Origin of the sequence: Pseudomonas sp. IT-347P (assembly GCF_949768005.1) — a bacterium.
Classification (GTDB): Bacteria; Pseudomonadota; Gammaproteobacteria; order Pseudomonadales; family Pseudomonadaceae; genus Aquipseudomonas.
This window is the reverse complement of sequence record NZ_CATKPQ010000057.1, coordinates 263,576-280,424: the sequence shown is the minus strand read 5'-3', so window position 1 is coordinate 280,424 and position 16,849 is coordinate 263,576. Positions and strand designations below refer to the sequence as shown.

General features: G+C 60.0%; 17 protein-coding genes. 10 read left to right on the top strand and 7 right to left on the bottom strand.

Annotated features, from left to right (window positions below; all coding sequences use genetic code 11):
- Window positions 1-84 precede the first annotated feature (84 nt).
- A complete protein-coding gene (msrB, locus tag ACM6IV_RS23775; RefSeq protein WP_414871891.1) occupies window positions 85-480 on the bottom strand; it encodes a peptide-methionine (R)-S-oxide reductase MsrB in 396 nt (131 codons plus the stop codon).
- A 224-nt stretch (window positions 481-704) separates the two neighbouring features.
- On the opposite strand from msrB, the gene ACM6IV_RS23770 reads away from it, so the two are divergent.
- Together ACM6IV_RS23770 and htpX are read left to right on the top strand one after the other, a co-directional pair.
- The gene (locus ACM6IV_RS23770) at window positions 705-1,916 is read left to right on the top strand and encodes a pyridoxal phosphate-dependent aminotransferase (RefSeq protein ID WP_414871890.1); all 1,212 of its coding nucleotides are present in this window, start codon (window positions 705-707) and stop codon (window positions 1,914-1,916) included.
- A gap of 303 nt (window positions 1,917-2,219) precedes the next feature.
- Entirely contained in the window at window positions 2,220-3,107 is an 888-nt protein-coding gene (gene htpX / locus ACM6IV_RS23765; protein WP_007908619.1) for a protease HtpX, read from the top strand.
- 104 nt (window positions 3,108-3,211) lie between these two features.
- Here the strand turns inward: htpX and ACM6IV_RS23760 are convergent, their stop codons facing one another.
- Window positions 3,212-3,859, bottom strand: a complete 648-nt coding sequence (locus ACM6IV_RS23760; protein WP_414871889.1) for a thiopurine S-methyltransferase — start codon at window positions 3,857-3,859, stop codon at window positions 3,212-3,214.
- Window positions 3,860-3,962: 103 nt separating this feature from the next.
- Here ACM6IV_RS23760 and ACM6IV_RS23755 point away from each other — a divergent pair, with 103 nt between their 5' ends.
- Entirely contained in the window at window positions 3,963-4,730 is a 768-nt protein-coding gene (locus ACM6IV_RS23755; protein WP_414871888.1) for a DODA-type extradiol aromatic ring-opening family dioxygenase, read from the top strand.
- Window positions 4,731-4,847: 117 nt separating this feature from the next.
- On the opposite strand, the gene ACM6IV_RS23750 is transcribed toward ACM6IV_RS23755, so the two are convergent.
- Window positions 4,848-6,521 carry a DEAD/DEAH box helicase gene (locus ACM6IV_RS23750; RefSeq protein ID WP_414871887.1) on the bottom strand — a complete coding sequence of 558 codons (1,674 nt, stop codon included), beginning with the start codon at window positions 6,519-6,521 and terminating at the stop codon, window positions 4,848-4,850.
- 422 nt (window positions 6,522-6,943) lie between these two features.
- On the opposite strand from ACM6IV_RS23750, the gene ACM6IV_RS23745 reads away from it, so the two are divergent.
- Window positions 6,944-7,735 (top strand): crotonase/enoyl-CoA hydratase family protein, encoded by a 792-nt coding sequence (locus ACM6IV_RS23745; RefSeq protein WP_414871886.1) that lies wholly within the window; start codon window positions 6,944-6,946, stop codon window positions 7,733-7,735.
- A gap of 132 nt (window positions 7,736-7,867) precedes the next feature.
- Here ACM6IV_RS23745 and ACM6IV_RS23740 read toward each other — a convergent pair whose 3' ends face one another.
- Window positions 7,868-8,623, bottom strand: a complete 756-nt coding sequence (locus ACM6IV_RS23740; RefSeq protein ID WP_253504050.1) for a spermidine synthase — start codon at window positions 8,621-8,623, stop codon at window positions 7,868-7,870.
- Between the two features lie 153 nt (window positions 8,624-8,776).
- On the opposite strand from ACM6IV_RS23740, the gene ACM6IV_RS23735 reads away from it, so the two are divergent.
- Complete coding sequence (locus ACM6IV_RS23735; RefSeq protein WP_042607881.1) at window positions 8,777-10,123, top strand: class II 3-deoxy-7-phosphoheptulonate synthase; 1,347 nt, start codon at window positions 8,777-8,779, stop codon at window positions 10,121-10,123.
- Window positions 10,124-10,221: 98 nt separating this feature from the next.
- On the opposite strand, the gene ACM6IV_RS23730 is transcribed toward ACM6IV_RS23735, so the two are convergent.
- Together ACM6IV_RS23730 and ACM6IV_RS23725 are read right to left on the bottom strand one after the other, a co-directional pair.
- Window positions 10,222-11,448 carry a winged helix-turn-helix domain-containing protein gene (locus tag ACM6IV_RS23730; protein WP_414871885.1) on the bottom strand — a complete coding sequence of 409 codons (1,227 nt, stop codon included), beginning with the start codon at window positions 11,446-11,448 and terminating at the stop codon, window positions 10,222-10,224.
- Window positions 11,449-11,528: 80 nt separating this feature from the next.
- On the bottom strand, window positions 11,529-11,750 hold the full coding sequence (locus ACM6IV_RS23725; RefSeq protein ID WP_123453015.1) for a DUF1127 domain-containing protein: 222 nt from the start codon (window positions 11,748-11,750) through the stop codon (window positions 11,529-11,531).
- A gap of 96 nt (window positions 11,751-11,846) precedes the next feature.
- On the opposite strand from ACM6IV_RS23725, the gene ACM6IV_RS23720 reads away from it, so the two are divergent.
- Window positions 11,847-12,701: a LysR substrate-binding domain-containing protein gene (locus tag ACM6IV_RS23720; protein WP_172667885.1), complete on the top strand. Its 855-nt coding sequence runs from the start codon at window positions 11,847-11,849 to the stop codon at window positions 12,699-12,701.
- Here the strand turns inward: ACM6IV_RS23720 and ACM6IV_RS23715 are convergent.
- The gene (locus ACM6IV_RS23715; protein WP_414871884.1) at window positions 12,691-13,437 is read right to left on the bottom strand and encodes a sulfite exporter TauE/SafE family protein; all 747 of its coding nucleotides are present in this window, start codon (window positions 13,435-13,437) and stop codon (window positions 12,691-12,693) included. The genes ACM6IV_RS23720 and ACM6IV_RS23715 overlap by 11 nt on opposite strands.
- 112 nt (window positions 13,438-13,549) lie before the next feature.
- Here ACM6IV_RS23715 and ACM6IV_RS23710 point away from each other — a divergent pair, with 112 nt between their 5' ends.
- The 4 genes from ACM6IV_RS23710 to ACM6IV_RS23695 all read left to right on the top strand — a co-directional run bounded on the left by ACM6IV_RS23710 (window position 13,550) and on the right by ACM6IV_RS23695 (window position 16,821).
- Window positions 13,550-14,506 carry a LysR family transcriptional regulator gene (locus ACM6IV_RS23710; protein ID WP_414871883.1) on the top strand — a complete coding sequence of 319 codons (957 nt, stop codon included), beginning with the start codon at window positions 13,550-13,552 and terminating at the stop codon, window positions 14,504-14,506.
- Between the two features lie 72 nt (window positions 14,507-14,578).
- A complete protein-coding gene (locus ACM6IV_RS23705) occupies window positions 14,579-15,034 on the top strand; it encodes a MarR family winged helix-turn-helix transcriptional regulator (RefSeq protein ID WP_414871882.1) in 456 nt (151 codons plus the stop codon).
- Window positions 15,035-15,355: 321 nt separating this feature from the next.
- Window positions 15,356-15,775, top strand: a complete 420-nt coding sequence (locus ACM6IV_RS23700) for an organic hydroperoxide resistance protein (RefSeq protein WP_077573935.1) — start codon at window positions 15,356-15,358, stop codon at window positions 15,773-15,775.
- Between the two features lie 35 nt (window positions 15,776-15,810).
- Window positions 15,811-16,821: an alpha/beta hydrolase fold domain-containing protein gene (locus ACM6IV_RS23695; RefSeq protein WP_414871881.1), complete on the top strand. Its 1,011-nt coding sequence runs from the start codon at window positions 15,811-15,813 to the stop codon at window positions 16,819-16,821.
- Window positions 16,822-16,849: the final 28 nt, after the last annotated feature.

The window sequence follows — 16,849 nt, the reverse complement described above, 5'->3', positions numbered from 1 at the left end:
GAAGGGGCAAACATAGCGATCAATTAAATTGTGTGCAATTTAAATATCGAAAAACAAGGCGACCCGCGGGCCGCCTTCCTTCGTTTATTCGCGCGGCTCGAGGTTCAGGCACACCGAGTTGATGCAATAACGCAGGCCGGTCGGCGGCGGACCGTCCGGGAACACATGGCCCAGATGCGCATCACAGCGCGCGCACTTCACTTCCGTGCGGATCATGCCGTGGCTGGTATCGCGGATTTCGGTCATCGCACGTTCGCCGATTGGCGCGTAGAAGCTCGGCCAGCCGCAGCCGGAGTCGAATTTGGTCGTGGAATCGAACAGCGCTTCGTTGCAGCAGACGCAGTGGTAGACACCGTCGGTTTTGGTGTCGTTGTATTTGCCCGAGAACGGACGCTCGGTGGCACTCAGACGGCAGACGTTGTACTGCTCGGGGTCGAGCATCGCCCGCCATTCTTCCAGGGTTTTTTCCAACTTTTCCATCGTCACACCTCAGCGGCTGAAAAAGCCCGATCTGTACCTTTTCCACGGATCGGGCGGCACGTATGATTGCGCCTCGTCACGCACCAGTCTGGCAGCCAGACCGGGCGCATTCAAACGGATTATGGGAGCCACGGCTCAAAACGTCCGCCTGTGTGAAGACGCAGGAATCCCAGTACGGTTGTCCATCCGCCGCCTGGATCGTTCATTTTCGGGATCACATCGCCATGCAGTTCAGCAAATCGAACAAGCTCGCCAACGTCTGCTACGACATTCGCGGTCCGGTGCTCAAACACGCCAAACGTCTGGAAGAGGAAGGCCAGCGCATCCTCAAGCTGAACATCGGCAACCCGGCGCCGTTTGGTTTCGAAGCGCCGGACGAAATCCTTCAGGATGTGATCCGCAACCTGCCGACCGCGCAAGGCTACAGCGATTCCAAAGGCCTGTTCAGCGCACGCAAGGCGGTGATGCAGTACTACCAGCAGAAAAATGTCGAAGGTGTCGGCATCGAAGACATCTACCTCGGCAATGGTGTGTCCGAACTGATCGTGATGTCGCTGCAGGCGCTGCTCAACAACGGCGACGAAGTGCTGGTGCCAGCCCCGGACTATCCACTGTGGACGGCCGCTGTCAGCCTCGCCGGCGGTAACGCCGTACATTACCTGTGCGACGAAGGCGCCGACTGGTTCCCGGATCTGGCCGACATCAAGGCCAAGATCACCCCGAACACCAAAGCCATGGTGATCATCAACCCGAACAACCCGACCGGCGCGGTGTATTCGAAGGAAGTGTTGCTGGGCATGCTGGAAATCGCCCGCGCGCACAATCTGGTGGTGTTCTCCGACGAAATCTACGACAAGATTCTGTACGACGATGCCGTGCATGTCTGCACCGCGTCGCTGGCCCCGGATCTGCTGTGCCTGACCTTCAACGGGCTGTCAAAGTCGTACCGCGTCGCGGGTTTCCGCTCGGGCTGGATCGCCATTTCCGGGCCGAAACACAATGCCCAGAGCTACATTGAAGGCATCGACATCCTGGCCAACATGCGCCTGTGCGCCAACGTGCCGAGTCAGCATGCGATTCAGACCGCACTGGGCGGCTACCAGAGCATCAACGACCTGGTGCTGCCACAGGGTCGCCTGCTGGAGCAACGTAACCGCACCTGGGAATTGCTCAACGACATTCCGGGCGTGAGCTGCGTCAAGCCGATGGGCGCACTGTATGCGTTTCCGAAAATCGACCCGAAAGTCTGCCCGATCCACAACGACGAAAAATTCGTCCTCGATCTGTTGCTGTCCGAGAAGCTGCTGGTGGTGCAAGGCACGGCGTTCAACTGGCCGTGGCCGGACCACTTCCGCGTCGTCACCCTGCCCCGCGTCGACGATCTGGAAATGGCCATCGGCCGTATCGGCAACTTCCTCAAGTCCTACCGCCAGTAACTGGCCAGCAGTGCGCAACGGGCAAACGTTGCGCACTGTCTGATTCAGCAACACTTCTGCATTCCGCCTCGGCACACGCCTTCTACACTTGCGATTCGTACCGTTTACCTGCGTCCAGCGTAATGGCGACGGGTTGCGGCTGGCCGTCATCCCTATCGTTACCTGTCGTGGGAAATGTGCCGAGCACCGGAGAATTTGCTGTAGGACACAGTTTGAAATAGTCACTCAGTTGAATAGCCCGGTGCGGCACCTTATATACCCCGCAGTACGCTACATCTTTAGCTTGAGGAGATTTCTACAACCATGATGCGCATCCTGCTGTTTTTGGCCACTAACCTGGCGGTCGTGCTGATAGCCAGCATCACCCTGAGCCTGTTCGGCTTCAACGGGTTCATGGCGGCCAACGGGGTTGATCTCGACCTCAGTCAGCTGCTGGTCTTCTGTGCAGTCTTTGGTTTCGCCGGCTCGTTGTTCTCGCTGTTCATTTCCAAGTGGATGGCGAAGATGAGCACCGGTACCCAGATCATCAGCCAGCCACGTACCCGGCATGAGCAATGGCTGCTGCAAACCGTAGAGCAACTGTCCCGCGAAGCCGGGATCAAGATGCCCGAAGTCGGTATTTTCCCGGCCTACGAAGCAAACGCCTTCGCTACCGGCTGGAACAAGAACGATGCGCTGGTCGCGGTCAGCCAGGGCTTGCTCGAGCGGTTCTCGCCCGATGAAGTGAAAGCCGTACTGGCCCACGAAATCGGTCACGTCGCCAACGGCGACATGGTCACGCTGGCACTGATCCAGGGCGTGGTGAACACCTTCGTGATGTTCTTCGCACGGATCATCGGCAACTTCGTCGACAAAGTGATCTTCAAGAACGAAGAAGGCCAGGGCATCGCCTACTACGTGGCGACCATCTTCGCCGAACTGGTACTGGGCATTCTCGCCAGTGCGATCGTCATGTGGTTCTCGCGCAAGCGCGAATTCCGTGCCGACGAAGCCGGCGCACGTCTGGCCGGCACCAGCGCGATGATCGGCGCATTGCAACGCTTGCGCGCCGAACAGGGCCTGCCGGTGCATATGCCGGACACCCTGAACGCCTTCGGCATCAACGGCGGCATCAAACAGGGCTTTGCCCGCATGTTCATGAGCCACCCGCCGCTGGAAGAGCGTATTGACGCGCTGCGTCGTCGCGGTTGATTCAACCGGCGTAACAATGAAAAAGGCCCGCAGTGATGCGGGCCTTTTTTGTTGCCTTGAAGAATGGGCCGTTCTCGCGATGAGGCCGGAACATCCAACACAAATTAGAGAGAAGAAACCCGGTAAACCCGCTCCTCAAGCCGCGTGACACCCGCCTGCAAGAACTTCCCGCTCTCAGCCAGCACATCCTGCTCTTCCAGCGCCTGCACCTGCCAGAGGCTCCCCAGCAACCGCTTAACTTCATCATCCCCCACCGCGAACGGCGGCCCCGGCATCTGCGCCTGATCGTAATCCAGCGTAATCAATAACCCCTGCACAGTCTGCGGAAGAATCTGCTGAAGATGGGCCGCATAGCGCTCACGCATTGGCGCGGGCAAGGCAATCAGCGCGGCGCGGTCGTACAACGCCGTGCAATCGGCGACATCGTCGGCGGTCAGCGCAAAGAAGTCACCGCACCATAGCTCGATAGCGTCACCGTGATAGACCTTGAACGCGCCTTTCTCGCTGATCTGCGGCTGTATCTGATGCTCACTGAAAAAGTCCTCAATAGCCTTTTCCGACAGTTCAATCCCGAGTACCTGATGACCGCGCCCGGCCAGCCACGCCAGATCCAGACTTTTCCCACACAAAGGCACGAGCACTCGCGCCGTCTCCGGTGCCGCCCAATGCCGCTGCAAATACGGGTTCACCTCGGGCAAATGGAAACCAATCTGACCCGAAGCCCACTTTTTGTGCCAAAACTCAGGCTGCATGCATCACTCCCAATAATTCGATCAAAAAGCGTTAAAACTTATATTAGATTTAGATCAATGATCTGACTGAAGATGAAGCCATCTTAACGCTCTGGAACCCATCATGTTTCCCAGCCTGTTCATTTCCCATGGTTCACCCATGCTCGCGCTGGAACCCGGCGCCAGCGGCCCGGCCCTGGCACGTCTGGCAGCCGAGCTACCGAAACCCAAAGCCATTGTCATCGTTTCTGCGCATTGGGAAAGCCACGAACTGCTGGTCAGCAGCCACGCGCAACCGGAAACCTGGCACGACTTCGGTGGTTTCCCCCGCGCCTTGTTCGAAGTGCAGTATCCGGCGCCGGGCAATCCGCAGTTGGCCGCTGAGGTCGCCGCACTGTTGACGGCCAACAATCTGCCCGCCCGCCTGGACCCGCAACGTCCGTTCGATCACGGCGTGTGGGTGCCGTTGTCGCTGATGTATCCGCAGGCGGATATCCCGGTGGTGCAAGTCTCGCTGCCGAGTCGCGGCGGGCCGGCACTGCAGACGCGAGTGGGCCGTGCTCTGGCGAGCCTGCGCGAACAAGGCATTTTGTTGATCGGCTCTGGCAGCATCACTCACAACCTGCGCGAACTGGACTGGCACGCCGGGCCGGAAAGTGTCGAGCCATGGGCGCGGGACTTCCGTGACTGGGTGATCGAGAAACTGACGGCCGACGATGAGGCGGCACTGCACGATTATCGTCACCAGGCACCGCATGCCGTGCGCAGCCATCCGAGTGATGAGCATCTGTTGCCACTGTACTTTGCGCGGGGTGCCGGGGGTGAGTTCAGTGTGGCGCACCGGGGATTCACCATGGGTGCGCTGGGCATGGATATTTATCGCTTCGGCTGACGTCATCGCTGGCAAGCCAGCTCATACCGGATCTTGTGTTAACCCAAACATCAGGCATAAAAAATCCCCGAACCAGTCGGGGATTTTTTATGTTCGATCAATCAGCCCAGAGGCAGATCAATCTTCGCGATAGCGACGCAGCTTCAACTGCTTGCCAGCAACGCGAGTGTCCTTCAGTTTGGTCAGGAGCTTCTCCAGACCTTCTTCCGGCAGCTCGACGAGGCTGAAGCTGTCACGCACCTGGATGCGGCCGATCGCTTCACGGGCCAGACCGCCTTCGTTGAGGATGGCGCCCAGCAGGTTCTTCGCAGCGATACCGTCACGCGCACCCAGCGCGGTACGGCAACGAGCACGGCCTTCGCCCAACGGCATTGGCGCGCGACGCTCGCGGTCACCACGATCAGGACGATCACCGGTACGCTCAGGACGGTCGCCACGCGGTGCGTTGTTCGGCACCAGTGGACGTTCCTTCTCGATCGCAGCCAGGTTCAGTGCTTGACCGTTGGTGGCTTTGCGCAGCAGCGCAGCAGCCAGAGCACGCGGGGTGCAGCCGATGTCTGCAGTCAGACGATCGAGCAGCTCACCGTGAGTCGATTCGGCATCAGCAACCAGCGGCGACAGGCTGTTGGTCAGCTTCTTGATGCGCGCGTCGAGAACGGCTTGCGCGTCCGGCAGGCGAACTTCAGCGACTTTCTGACCGGTTACACGCTCGATCACTTGCAGCATGCGGCGCTCACGTGGAGTCACCAGCAGCAGTGCGCGACCTTCGCGACCCGCACGGCCGGTACGGCCGATACGGTGCACGTAGGATTCCGGGTCGTACGGCATGTCAACGTTGAACACGTGAGTGATACGCGGAACGTCCAGACCACGGGCAGCAACGTCGGTCGCAACAACGATGTCCAGACGGCCATCTTTCAGCGAGTCGATGACGCGCTCACGCTGGTTCTGGGCGATGTCGCCGTTCAGCGCCGCAGCTTTGTAGCCTTTGGCGTCGAGGGCGCTGGCCAGATCCAGGGTCGCTTGCTTGGTGCGCACGAACATGATCAGAGCGTCGAAGTCTTCCACTTCCAGCAAGCTGAGCACGGCCGAGGTCTTCTGGTCAGCGTGAACCAACAGGTGAGCCTGTTCGATCGCGGTAACGGTCTGGGTCTTGCTCTGGATCTTCACGTGCTTCGGATCGCGCAGGTGGCGCTCAGCGATGGCACGGATCGATTGCGGCAAGGTTGCCGAGAACAATACGGTCTGACGGGTTTCCGGCATGGCCTTGAAGATAACTTCCAGGTCGTCCATGAAACCGAGTTTGAGCATTTCGTCTGCTTCGTCCAGAACCAGGTGGTTCACGGTAGCGAGGACTTTTTCGTCGCGACGCAGGTGGTCGCACAGACGGCCCGGAGTGGCGACAACGATCTGTGCGCCATTACGGATGGCTTTCAATTGTGGGCCCATCGGCGCGCCGCCGTAGACAGCCACAACAGTTACGCCCGGCATTTGCTTGGCGTAGGTTTCGAAAGCGGTTGCAACTTGTAGCGCCAACTCACGAGTTGGGGCCAGGATCAGAGCTTGCGGCTCGCGCTTGGACGGATCAATGCGGTGCAGGATAGGCAGGGCAAAGGCAGCGGTTTTACCGGTACCGGTTTGCGCCTGACCAATCATATCGTGACCGGCGAGGATGATCGGGATCGACTGCTGCTGAATGGCCGAAGGCTCTTCATAGCCGGTAGCGACTACTGCAGCGACAATATTAGGGTGAAGTTCAAGAGCGGCGAAGCCGCCGATTTCCTGGGTCATGGGTCTGCCTCTAAGTGCATCCGCAAAGACCCATGCTCCAAAGCTGCACATGCCGTGTTGAGACTCAAGAGTCGCCCTGGCAGCTTTGTCGGCGGGGATTTGCGAAAACGTATGAATGAAAAAGAATCGTCAAGGAAGAGCCCGCAGTGCGGACGTGCAGCCGAAGCTGGCTTCGGGGAATTGCGCTACCTAAACGCGGCCCGGTTAAAGGCCGGCGCGCACTATACCGGAATTTGCCCGAAAAGGGAGTTTTTTTTACCGGCTCAATGGGTGTGTCACCGCTGTGTAACGGGGTTTTGCGGATAATCGCGCCAAGGTCTATTTTTCAAAGGCCCGGCCCTGCGGGCGATGACGCTTAAACGATTCACTGATGTGCGGCATACCGTCGCTGCACCCGACCTTCCCCGCTCGAGGATTTCGCCATGAATCAGTCCTGTCCCGGCCGCGTCAGCCGTGAACGTCGTGGTCATGTCCATCTGATTGGCCTCGATCGAGCCGCCAAACGCAATGCCTTCGACCTCGATCTGCTCAACGAGCTGAGCCTGGCCTACGGCGAGTTCGAGGCCGATAGCGAGGCGCGGGTGGCGGTGGTGTTCGGGCATGGCGAGCACTTTACTGCGGGACTGGATCTGGTCAACGCCAGCTCGGCTTTGGCGCAAGGCTGGCAGGTTCCGACCGGCGGTTGCGATCCGTGGGGTGTGTTCGTCGGGCCTCGGGTGAGTAAACCGGTGATTGTCGCCGCGCAAGGCTATTGCCTGACCATCGGCATCGAACTGATGTTGGCAGCCGATATCAATCTGTGTGCTAGCAATACCCGCTTCGCGCAAATGGAAGTACAGCGTGGGATCTTTCCTTTTGGTGGCGCGACTTTACGCTTTCATCAAGTGGCGGGATGGGGCAATGCGATGCGCTGGCTACTGACCGGCGATGAATTTGATGCCCACGATGCGTTGCATCTGGGGTTGGTGCAGGAAGTGATGGCCAGTGAAGACCTGTTGCCGCGAGCGATAGAACTGGCCGAACGGATTGCTCGACAGGCGCCGCTGGGGGTGCAGGCGACATTGATGTCGGCACGGCAGGCGCGGTATGAGGGTGAGACGGCCGCGGCGCAGGGGTTGCCGGCGCTGGTGAAGAAGTTGCTGGCCAGTGAGGATGCCAAGGAAGGGGTGCGCTCGTTGGTTGAGCGGCGCCCTGGGATATTCAAGGGGATCTGAAAGATGTGGTGACTATCAGGACGCCTTCGCGGGCAAGCCCGCTCCCACAGTGACCGAGTCGTCCACACATTTTGCGTACGGCGCGAATCCTGTGGGAGCTGGCTTGCCAGCGAAGGGGCCATCAATGACGACTCAGGTCGCCGGGCGAATCGCCTTGATCAACGACTGCAACGAATACCCTAACTGCGGCGCCAGCGCTTCGGCCCGTTGGGTCAGCGCCTGCATGTCCAGCGCCTGATCGAGATCCGCCGGGACAATCAGAATCACATTGCCCTCCTTCACCGGCAGCTCCCAGTAATGCCGGTGATAAAGCCCGCGCAACAACGCCGCGCCCAGCGGCTTGCCGTCATCGGTGGCCCACTGGTTGATCACCAGCCAGCCCCCCGGATTCAGACGCTTCTGGCAGTCACCGAGAAAACTCCAGGCCAGATGCCCGACGCCCGGACCGACATCGGTGTACAGGTCGACAAAAATCAGGTCCGCCGGCTCTGCCGTCGGCAGCAACTCCAGCGCATCGCCAACGCGAATGTACAAACGCGGATCGTCATCCAGGCCAAGGTATTCGATGGCCAGGCGCGGCACGTCCGGGCGCAGCTCAATGGCTTCGACATCTTCCAGCGGCAGGAACTTGAGGCAGGCCTGAGTCAACGTACCGGCACCGAGACCAAGAAACAGCGCACTTTCCGGCTGCTCATGGCACAACGCACCGATCAGCATCGCCCGGGTGTAGTCGTACTCCAGCCAACTCGGATCGGCGGTGAACACGCAGCTCTGCTCAATCGCATCGCCGAATTCGAGAAAGCGGTAATCAGCCACTTCCAGCACGCGAATCACGCCGAACTCATCCTGTACTTCGGCGAGCAGATGCTCGACGCGCTCCTCAGTCATTTCGTCTCCTGATGGTCACCGGGCGCGGTGACGCGATGGCGCCGCTGTGGCGCCGTGGCAAAGCGGCGATTGTCGGTGATGGGGCGGGAGCAGGTCACGCACTAATTGCTGCTACCATGGGCTTCCCGTGCGTAGAACCAATTAGAGACCGTGATGAGCCAACCCTGGAGCCCTGACAGCTGGCGCGCCCTGCCGATCCAGCAACAACCGCAATACCCTGACGCGGCGCATCTGCGCCAGGTCGAGCAGACGCTGGCCAGTTATCCGCCGCTGGTGTTCGCCGGCGAAGCGCGCGAGCTGCGCCGGCAGTTTGCCGAAGTGACCCAGGGCCGGGCGTTCCTGCTGCAGGGCGGCGATTGCGCGGAAAGCTTTGCCGAGTTCTCTGCGGCAAAGATTCGCGACACCTTCAAAGTGTTGCTGCAAATGGCGATCGTCATGACCTTCGCCGCCGGCTGCCCGGTGGTCAAGGTCGGGCGCATGGCCGGTCAGTTCGCCAAGCCGCGTTCGGCCAACGACGAGACCATCGGTGGCGTGACCCTGCCGGCCTACCGGGGCGACATCGTCAACGGCATCGGCTTCGATGAAAAGAGCCGCGTACCGGATCCGGAACGTTTGCTGCAGTCCTATCACCAGTCCACCGCTACGCTGAACCTGTTGCGCGCCTTCGCTCAGGGCGGCTTTGCCGACCTGCACCAGGTGCACAAGTGGAACCTCGATTTCATCGCCAACTCGGCGCTGGCCGAGAAGTACAGCCACCTCGCCGACCGCATCGATGAAACCCTGGCGTTCATGCGCGCCTGCGGCATGGACAGCTCGCCGCAACTGCGCGAAACCAGTTTCTTCACCGCCCACGAAGCGTTACTGCTGAACTACGAAGAAGCTTTCGTGCGCCGCGACAGCCTGACCAACGATTACTACGATTGCTCGGCGCACATGCTGTGGATCGGCGACCGCACCCGTCAGCTCGACGGCGCGCATGTCGAATTCCTGCGCGGGGTGAACAACCCGATCGGCGTCAAAGTCGGCCCGAGCATGAACCCCGATGACCTGATCCGACTGATTGACGTGCTCAACCCGGACAACGATCCCGGGCGCCTCAACCTGATTGCGCGGATGGGCGCGAACAAGGTCGGCGATCACCTGCCGGCGCTGATCCGCGCGGTGCAGCGCGAAGGCAAGCACGTGCTGTGGAGCTCCGACCCGATGCACGGCAACACCATCAAGGCCAGCAGCGGCTACAAGACCCGCGACTTTGCGCAGATCCTTGGCGAGGTGAAACAGTTCTTCCAGGTGCACGAGGCGGAAGGCAGCTACGCCGGCGGTATTCACATCGAGATGACCGGGCAAAACGTCACCGAATGCATTGGTGGTGCGCGGCCGATTACCGAAGATGGCTTGTCGGATCGCTATCACACCCACTGTGATCCGCGGATGAATGCTGATCAGTCGCTGGAACTGGCGTTTTTGATTGCCGAAACCCTCAAACAAGTTCGCCGCTAGACCGCGTCGCCTCTTTCGCGAGCAGGCTCGCTCCCACACTGGATTTGTGTCGTATACAAAACCCATGTGGGAGCGAGCCTGCTTGCAAAGGCGTCCGCTCAGACGCCCTCAATTTTCGCCAATGCCACCCGCAACCGCGCTGCACTCTCGCGCTGACAATTCAATTGCACCCGCGCAAGCCCCAGCCAATCCGCCATCCGCCGCAAGTTCAGCGCCAGCGCCAACACCCCTTCCTCATCCAGTCCCTTTTCCTCTTCGTGCACCGCATGCACTGCCAACTGCCCCGCCGCCCGCTCGGCGCGCAGATCGACCCGTGCGGCAATCCGCTCGTTGTGCAAGAACGGCAACACGTAATAGCCGTAAACCCGCTTGTCCTGCGGCGTATAAATCTCCAGCCGATAACGGAAATCGAACAAACGTTCAGTCCGGCTGCGCTCCCAGATCAGCGAATCAAACGGCGACAACAGCGCACTGGCGACGACCTTGCGCGGGATTTTCGGCTCCGACAGGCAGTAGGCGATTTGCCGCCAACCGGCGACCTCGCACAGCTGCAATTGTCCGGCCTCGACCAGCTCAGCCAGACGTGGACGCGCATCCGTCGGATTCAGGCGAAAGTAGTCACGCAGGTCTTTTTCGGTGCCGACGCCCAATGCCTGCGCCGCATGCAACAACAATCCACGTTGCGCTTCGGCTTCGTCCGGCAACGCCTGCTGCAGAATTGAAGAGGGGATCACCCGCTCCGGCAAATCGTACATACGCTCAAAACCACGCCGCCCGGCAACCGTCACTTCGCCAGCCGCGAACAGCCATTCCAGCGCATGCTTTTCCGCACTCCAGTCCCACCACGGCCCGGCCTTGTCTTCCCGGGTTGAAAGGCTGCCGGCGCCCAATGCGCCCTGCTCTTGCACCGATTTCAAAACCCGACGGACCACCTCCTGCTGCTCGCGACCGAATCTGGCCAATTGCTGATAAATATCCTCGCCACGCCTGGCTCGCTGCATGCGCCAGCGCATCAGCGGATACATCGACAGCGGCAGTAATGACGCTTCATGTCCCCAGTATTCAAAAAGCGTACGACGTCGCCCCGAACTCCAGGCAGCCTGGTCGAGCAAGTCGGAAGAATAGGAACCGAGACGGGAAAACAGCGGCAGGTAGTGCGAGCGCACCACGGCGTTGACGGAGTCGATTTGCAGCAGGCCCAACCGTTCGATCAGCCGGTTGAGGTGCGGCGCCTTGACGGTCGGCGGCTGGCGCCCGTTGAACCCTTGGGCAGCCAGCGCCAGTCGTCGCGCCTGTTTGAGGGAAAAGGATACTGTTGCGGGCATGAACACCTCCTTGTCTGCTCGCAACCTACCTCACTTGAAGTTGGTTTGTGTAGGGCTCTGCTCATCATTAATGCAACGGGTCATTTATGCATCGGATCATCCCAGAACGGCCGCACGGCTTCGTGTTCAACGTCGGCACGACTGACCCCGATGTCCTTCAACGCTTCGTCGCTCAGACTGGCGAGTAACTCACGTTCACGGTGCAGTTCGTACCAGCGGCTAAACTTGTGCAGCAGATCGGAAACGATATGGCCGTGGCCGGAAAATTTTGCGTCGTCTACATACTCTCTTTGACCTTTCATCGTGTTGCCTCCTTTGTGGATGGCTCAAGTCTCGCGCCGGCGCTAAGATCAATCCAACGAATGTTTCTGATGGCATGCATCACGGAGATTCATCAATTGTCGGCCTACCCCAGTATCGATACCGATGTCCTGCGCACCTTTGTCGCCATCGCTGATCAGGGCGGTTTCACCCGCGCCGGCGAAATGGTCAACCGCACGCAATCGGCGGTGAGCATGCAGATGAAGCGCCTGGAGGAAGACGTGTTGCAGCGGCAGTTGTTCGAGCGCGACGGACGCCAGGTGCGCCTGACCGCCGAAGGCCAGGTGCTGCTCGGTTACGCGCGGCGCATCCTCAAGCTGCACAGTGAAGTGTTCAACACCTTGCGCGAGCCGCACATGGTCGGCACGGTGCGCATCGGCACGCCGGATGACTATGTGATGCGCTTTCTGCCAGGGATTTTGTCGCGGTTTGCGCAGTTCTATCCGCTGATCCAGATCGAAGTGCATTGCGAATCGAGCAAACAGCTGTTGCAGCGTACCGACCTTGATTTGTCGATCGTCACCCGCGAGCCGGGCAACGAGATCGGCCAGTTGCTGCGCAAAGAGCGCTTTGTCTGGGCCGAAGCACAGAATTTCAGTGCTCACGAGCAGACGCCATTGCCTTTGGCGATGTTCAACAGTGATTGTTTCTGCCGTTTGTGGGCGTGCAATGCGCTGGATGCGATGGGCCGCGATTACCGCATTGCGTACAACAGCAGCAGCCTATCGGCGTTGATGGCGGTGGTGAGCGCGGGACTGGCGATCACCGCGCAACTGGAGAGTCTGATCACCCCGGACATGCGCATTCTCGGCGCCGCCGAAGATCTGCCACTGTTGCCCGAGGCCAGCATCATGCTGATCCGCAACCTGAACAATCCGTCGCCGATCACCGAGTGCCTGGCCGAGCACATCGTCGAAGGCTTCAAACTTTAAACGCGAGCATCACCGCACACAGCACCAGGAAACCGCAGAACAGCCCACGCAGGAGTTTTTCCGGCATGGCGTGGGCGACTTTCACTCCCCAACTGATGCTCGCCAGGCCACCGATGGCCAGCGGCAGACCGATCATCCAGTCCACTTCGTGGTGCACCGCGTAGGTCACCAGAGTTACGCCGGTACTTGGCAAGGCCAGCGCCAGCGACAGGCCTTGAGCGACGACTTGGGTGGTGCCGAACAGGCTGGTCAGCACTGGCGTCGCCACCACGGCCCCACCGACACCGAACAAACCGCCCATGGTGCCGGACGCCGCGCCGAGCACGCCGAGCCATGGCCAGGAATAACGCATCTCGGCAGTCGCCGCGGGTTGCCTGCCGAACATCTTCAGCAGGTTGTACGCCGAGAGCGCCACCAGGAAGGCGACAAAGCCGATACGCATGGTTTGCGCATCAATGCCCACCGCCCAGATCGAACCGATCCACGCAAAGCAGAAGCCCATCACCGCCAAGGGCAGCGCGTGCCGCAGTTCGATGCGATTGCGCTGGTGATAACGCCACAGCGCCAGCATCACATTGGGCACGACCATCACCAGCGCCGTGCCTTGGGCGATCTGCTGATCGAGACCAAACCACACGCCAAGCAACGGAATGGCAATCAAGCCGCCACCGATGCCGAAAATGCCGCCGAGTGTGCCAAGGGCGGCGCCGAACAGCAGGTACAACAAAAAATCCATCACAGCTGCATTCCTCTTACGTCAGGCGACTCATCCTACGCAGTCGTGGCTGGCGGGGAAACGCATAGCAACGCACAATGGCTATGCCGATTTCGCACAAGCGTGAATATCCATGAACCCCAATCAGCTGACCGAACAATTAGGCCTGTTTCTCGATGTACTGGAGACTGGCAGTTTTTCTGCGGCTTCACGTCTTCATCCGCTGACCCCCTCGGCCGTTGCGCGACGAATCGACAGCCTGGAAAGCGCCGTCGGCAGCCAGTTATTTATACGCAGCACTCACGCAGTACGCGCGACGCCGGCCGGCCTGGCGTTTGCGGAGCGTGCGCGGCGGATCGTTGCCGAGTTACAACTGGCGCGGGCCGAAGCCGTGTCGCTGAGCAGTGCGCCGGAAGGTTTGATCCGCATCGACGCCCCGGCTGCGTTCGGGCGACGGCATCTGGCGCCGGTGATTGCCGACTTTCTCGTGCTGTACCCGGGGCTGGATGTGCAGTTGCATTTGATCGACAGTTTCGTCGACATGGGCGGCTCGAATCTGGGCAAAGTCGATCTGGTGTTGCGTGCCGGGCAAATGGCTGACACACGACTGGTGGCGACGCCCTTGGCGAGCATGGTGCGCATTGCCTGCGCCAGTCCTGACTATCTCAAGCGCCGGGGCGTACCCGGCAGTCCGGCGCAACTTGGCGAGCATGACGGTCTGGACTGGGACGGCCTCGCCCCGCCCTTCGCCTGGCGGTTCGAGCATGACGGCCAACTGCAATTGCACCGTCCGGCGCGCATCCGCATGAGCGCCAACAACGCCGAAGCACTGGTGTGTGGCGCGTTGGCGGGACTAGGGATTGCGCACTTGCCGACCTGGCTGGCGAGCGAATACCTGCTGCGCGGGGAACTGCTCCCGCTGTTCTGCGAAAACGGCCTGCCCAGTCCTGAATCCACCGGCATCTACGCACTGCGCATGGAACGGCAAACCCACTCGCGCAGTCGCTTGCTTCTGGAATACCTGAAAACCCGATTCAGTCCGGTGCCGCCATGGGATCTGGCGCTGCAACGGGAGCTGGGACGCCTTTAGATCCGGAAAATTATCTGGCGCATTAAAGGTTCGAGCGCTAGATTCATGACCATCACCGAACAAGGCTTTGACATGACTACCGAACGCGACACCTGCGACGACCTGCTGCTGGATAACCAGGCCTGCTTCGCCCTGCATTCCACTTCGCTGATGATGACCAAGGTCTACAAGCCGCTGCTGCAAGCCTTGAACCTGACCTATCCGCAGTACCTGGCGATGATGGTGTTGTGGGAGAACGATGGTTTGACCGTCGGAGAAATCAGCACGCGGCTGCTGACCGATCCCGGATCGCTGACGCCGCTGCTCAAACGGCTGGAAGGCGAAGGTTTACTCAGCCGTACACGCAGCCGCGAGGATGAACGCGTGGTGATCGTCGAGTTGACCGAGCAAGGCCGCGCATTGAAAGAACAAGCGCAGACCGTTCCGCAATGCATCCTCGGCGCCAGCGGCTTCACTCTGGAACGCCTGCAGAAGCTTCAGGCGGAGTTACAGGAACTGCGCAGCCATCTCCAAGAAAGCCTGATCTAAGACTCACCAATCCCTGTAGGAGTGAGCCTGCTCGCGATAGCGGTGTGCCAGTCAACTCAAGCCGACTGAACCACCGCTATCGCGAGCAGGCTCACTCCTACATTGATCTCGTCGTCTGAAAAAATTTTTCATCGCCTGATCTACCCACCATCCCCTCTAAATCGCACTTTTCAGGCTAACCGAGCGATTCGCCGTTCTGCCTAAATGCAGATTCTTCAAAAATTTATCTTGCGCACTAAATATTCGCACGATACATTTATCTCGCACTTACTTAGCGCGCAAACAATTAGCGCAACACATCACACCTACGAGGCTCACACCATGCAAACTCTCTACACCGCAATTGCAACCTCCACTGGCGGCCGTGACGGTCGTGCGATTTCCAGCGACAACGTCCTCGACGTCAAACTCGCTACCCCGAAAGAACTCGGCGGTGCCGGCGGCGCAGCGACCAACCCTGAGCAACTGTTCGCTGCCGGCTACTCGGCCTGCTTCATCGGCGCACTGAAATTCGTTGCCAGCCAGACCAAACGCAAAATCCCTGACGACGCCTCGATCACCGCCCACGTCGGTATCGGTCAGATCCCTGGCGGTTTCGGTCTGGACATCGATCTGCACATCAGCCTGCCGGGTCTGGAACAAGCCGATGCGCAAGCGCTGGTCGACGCGGCTCACCAGGTTTGCCCGTACTCCAACGCGACCCGTGGCAACGTCGACGTACGTCTGCACGTCACCGTCTAACTGCTGACGCCCCCAGGCCCGAACAGGAAATGAACATGAACACTTTCAGCAAAGTCTTGACCGGCACCCTTCTCGCCCTGTCCGTGCACAGCGCTTTTGCCGGTGATGTCGAACACAACACCCAGGCATTCCTTGATGCGCTGAATGCCGGCAGCGGCAAGCCGATCGAGCAGTTGTCCCCCAAGGATGCCCGCGCCGTGCTGGTTGGCGCGCAGTCCGGGGTAAAGTTGACGCTGCCCAACGCCGATGTCAGCGAGAAAACCGTCCAGGTCAATGGCCAACCGTTGAGCCTGACCATCGTCCGGCCGGCCGGGGTCAAGGGCGAGCTGCCGGTGTTCATGTTCTTCCACGGCGGCGGCTGGGTGCTGGGCGATTTCCCGACTCACGAACGGCTGGTGCGTGATCTGGTAGTCGGTTCGGGGGCGGCGGCCGTATTCGTCAACTACACGCCGTCTCCAGAGGCGCATTACCCGGTGGCGATCAACCAGGCTTACGCCGCGACGAAATGGGTGGCAGAGCACGGAAAAGAGATCAATGTCGACGGCAAGCGACTGGCCGTGGCGGGCAACAGTGTCGGCGGCAACATGGCCGCCGTGGTGGCGCTGATGGCCAAAGACAAAGGCACCCCGGCGATCCGATTCCAGGTGCTGCTGTGGCCAGTGACGGACGCCAACTTCGATACCGGTTCGTATAACCAGTACGCCGAAGGACACTTCCTAACCCGCAACATGATGAAGTGGTTCTGGGACAACTACACCACCGACGCCAAACAGCGCAACGAGATCTACGCCTCGCCGCTGCGCGCCACTACCGCGCAACTCAAAGGCCTGCCGCCTGCACTGGTGCAGACTGCCAGCGCCGACGTGTTGCGCGATGAAGGCGAAGCCTATGCGCGCAAACTCGACGAAGCCGGAGTGCCGGTAACGTCGGTGCGTTACAACGGCATGATCCACGATTACGGTTTGCTCAACGTGGTCAGCCAGGTGCCGGCGCTGCGTTCGGCGATGTTGCAGGCGTCTGAAGAACTCAAGGAACACCTGAAGTAAGCACATCTCCCTGTAGGAGTGAGTCTGC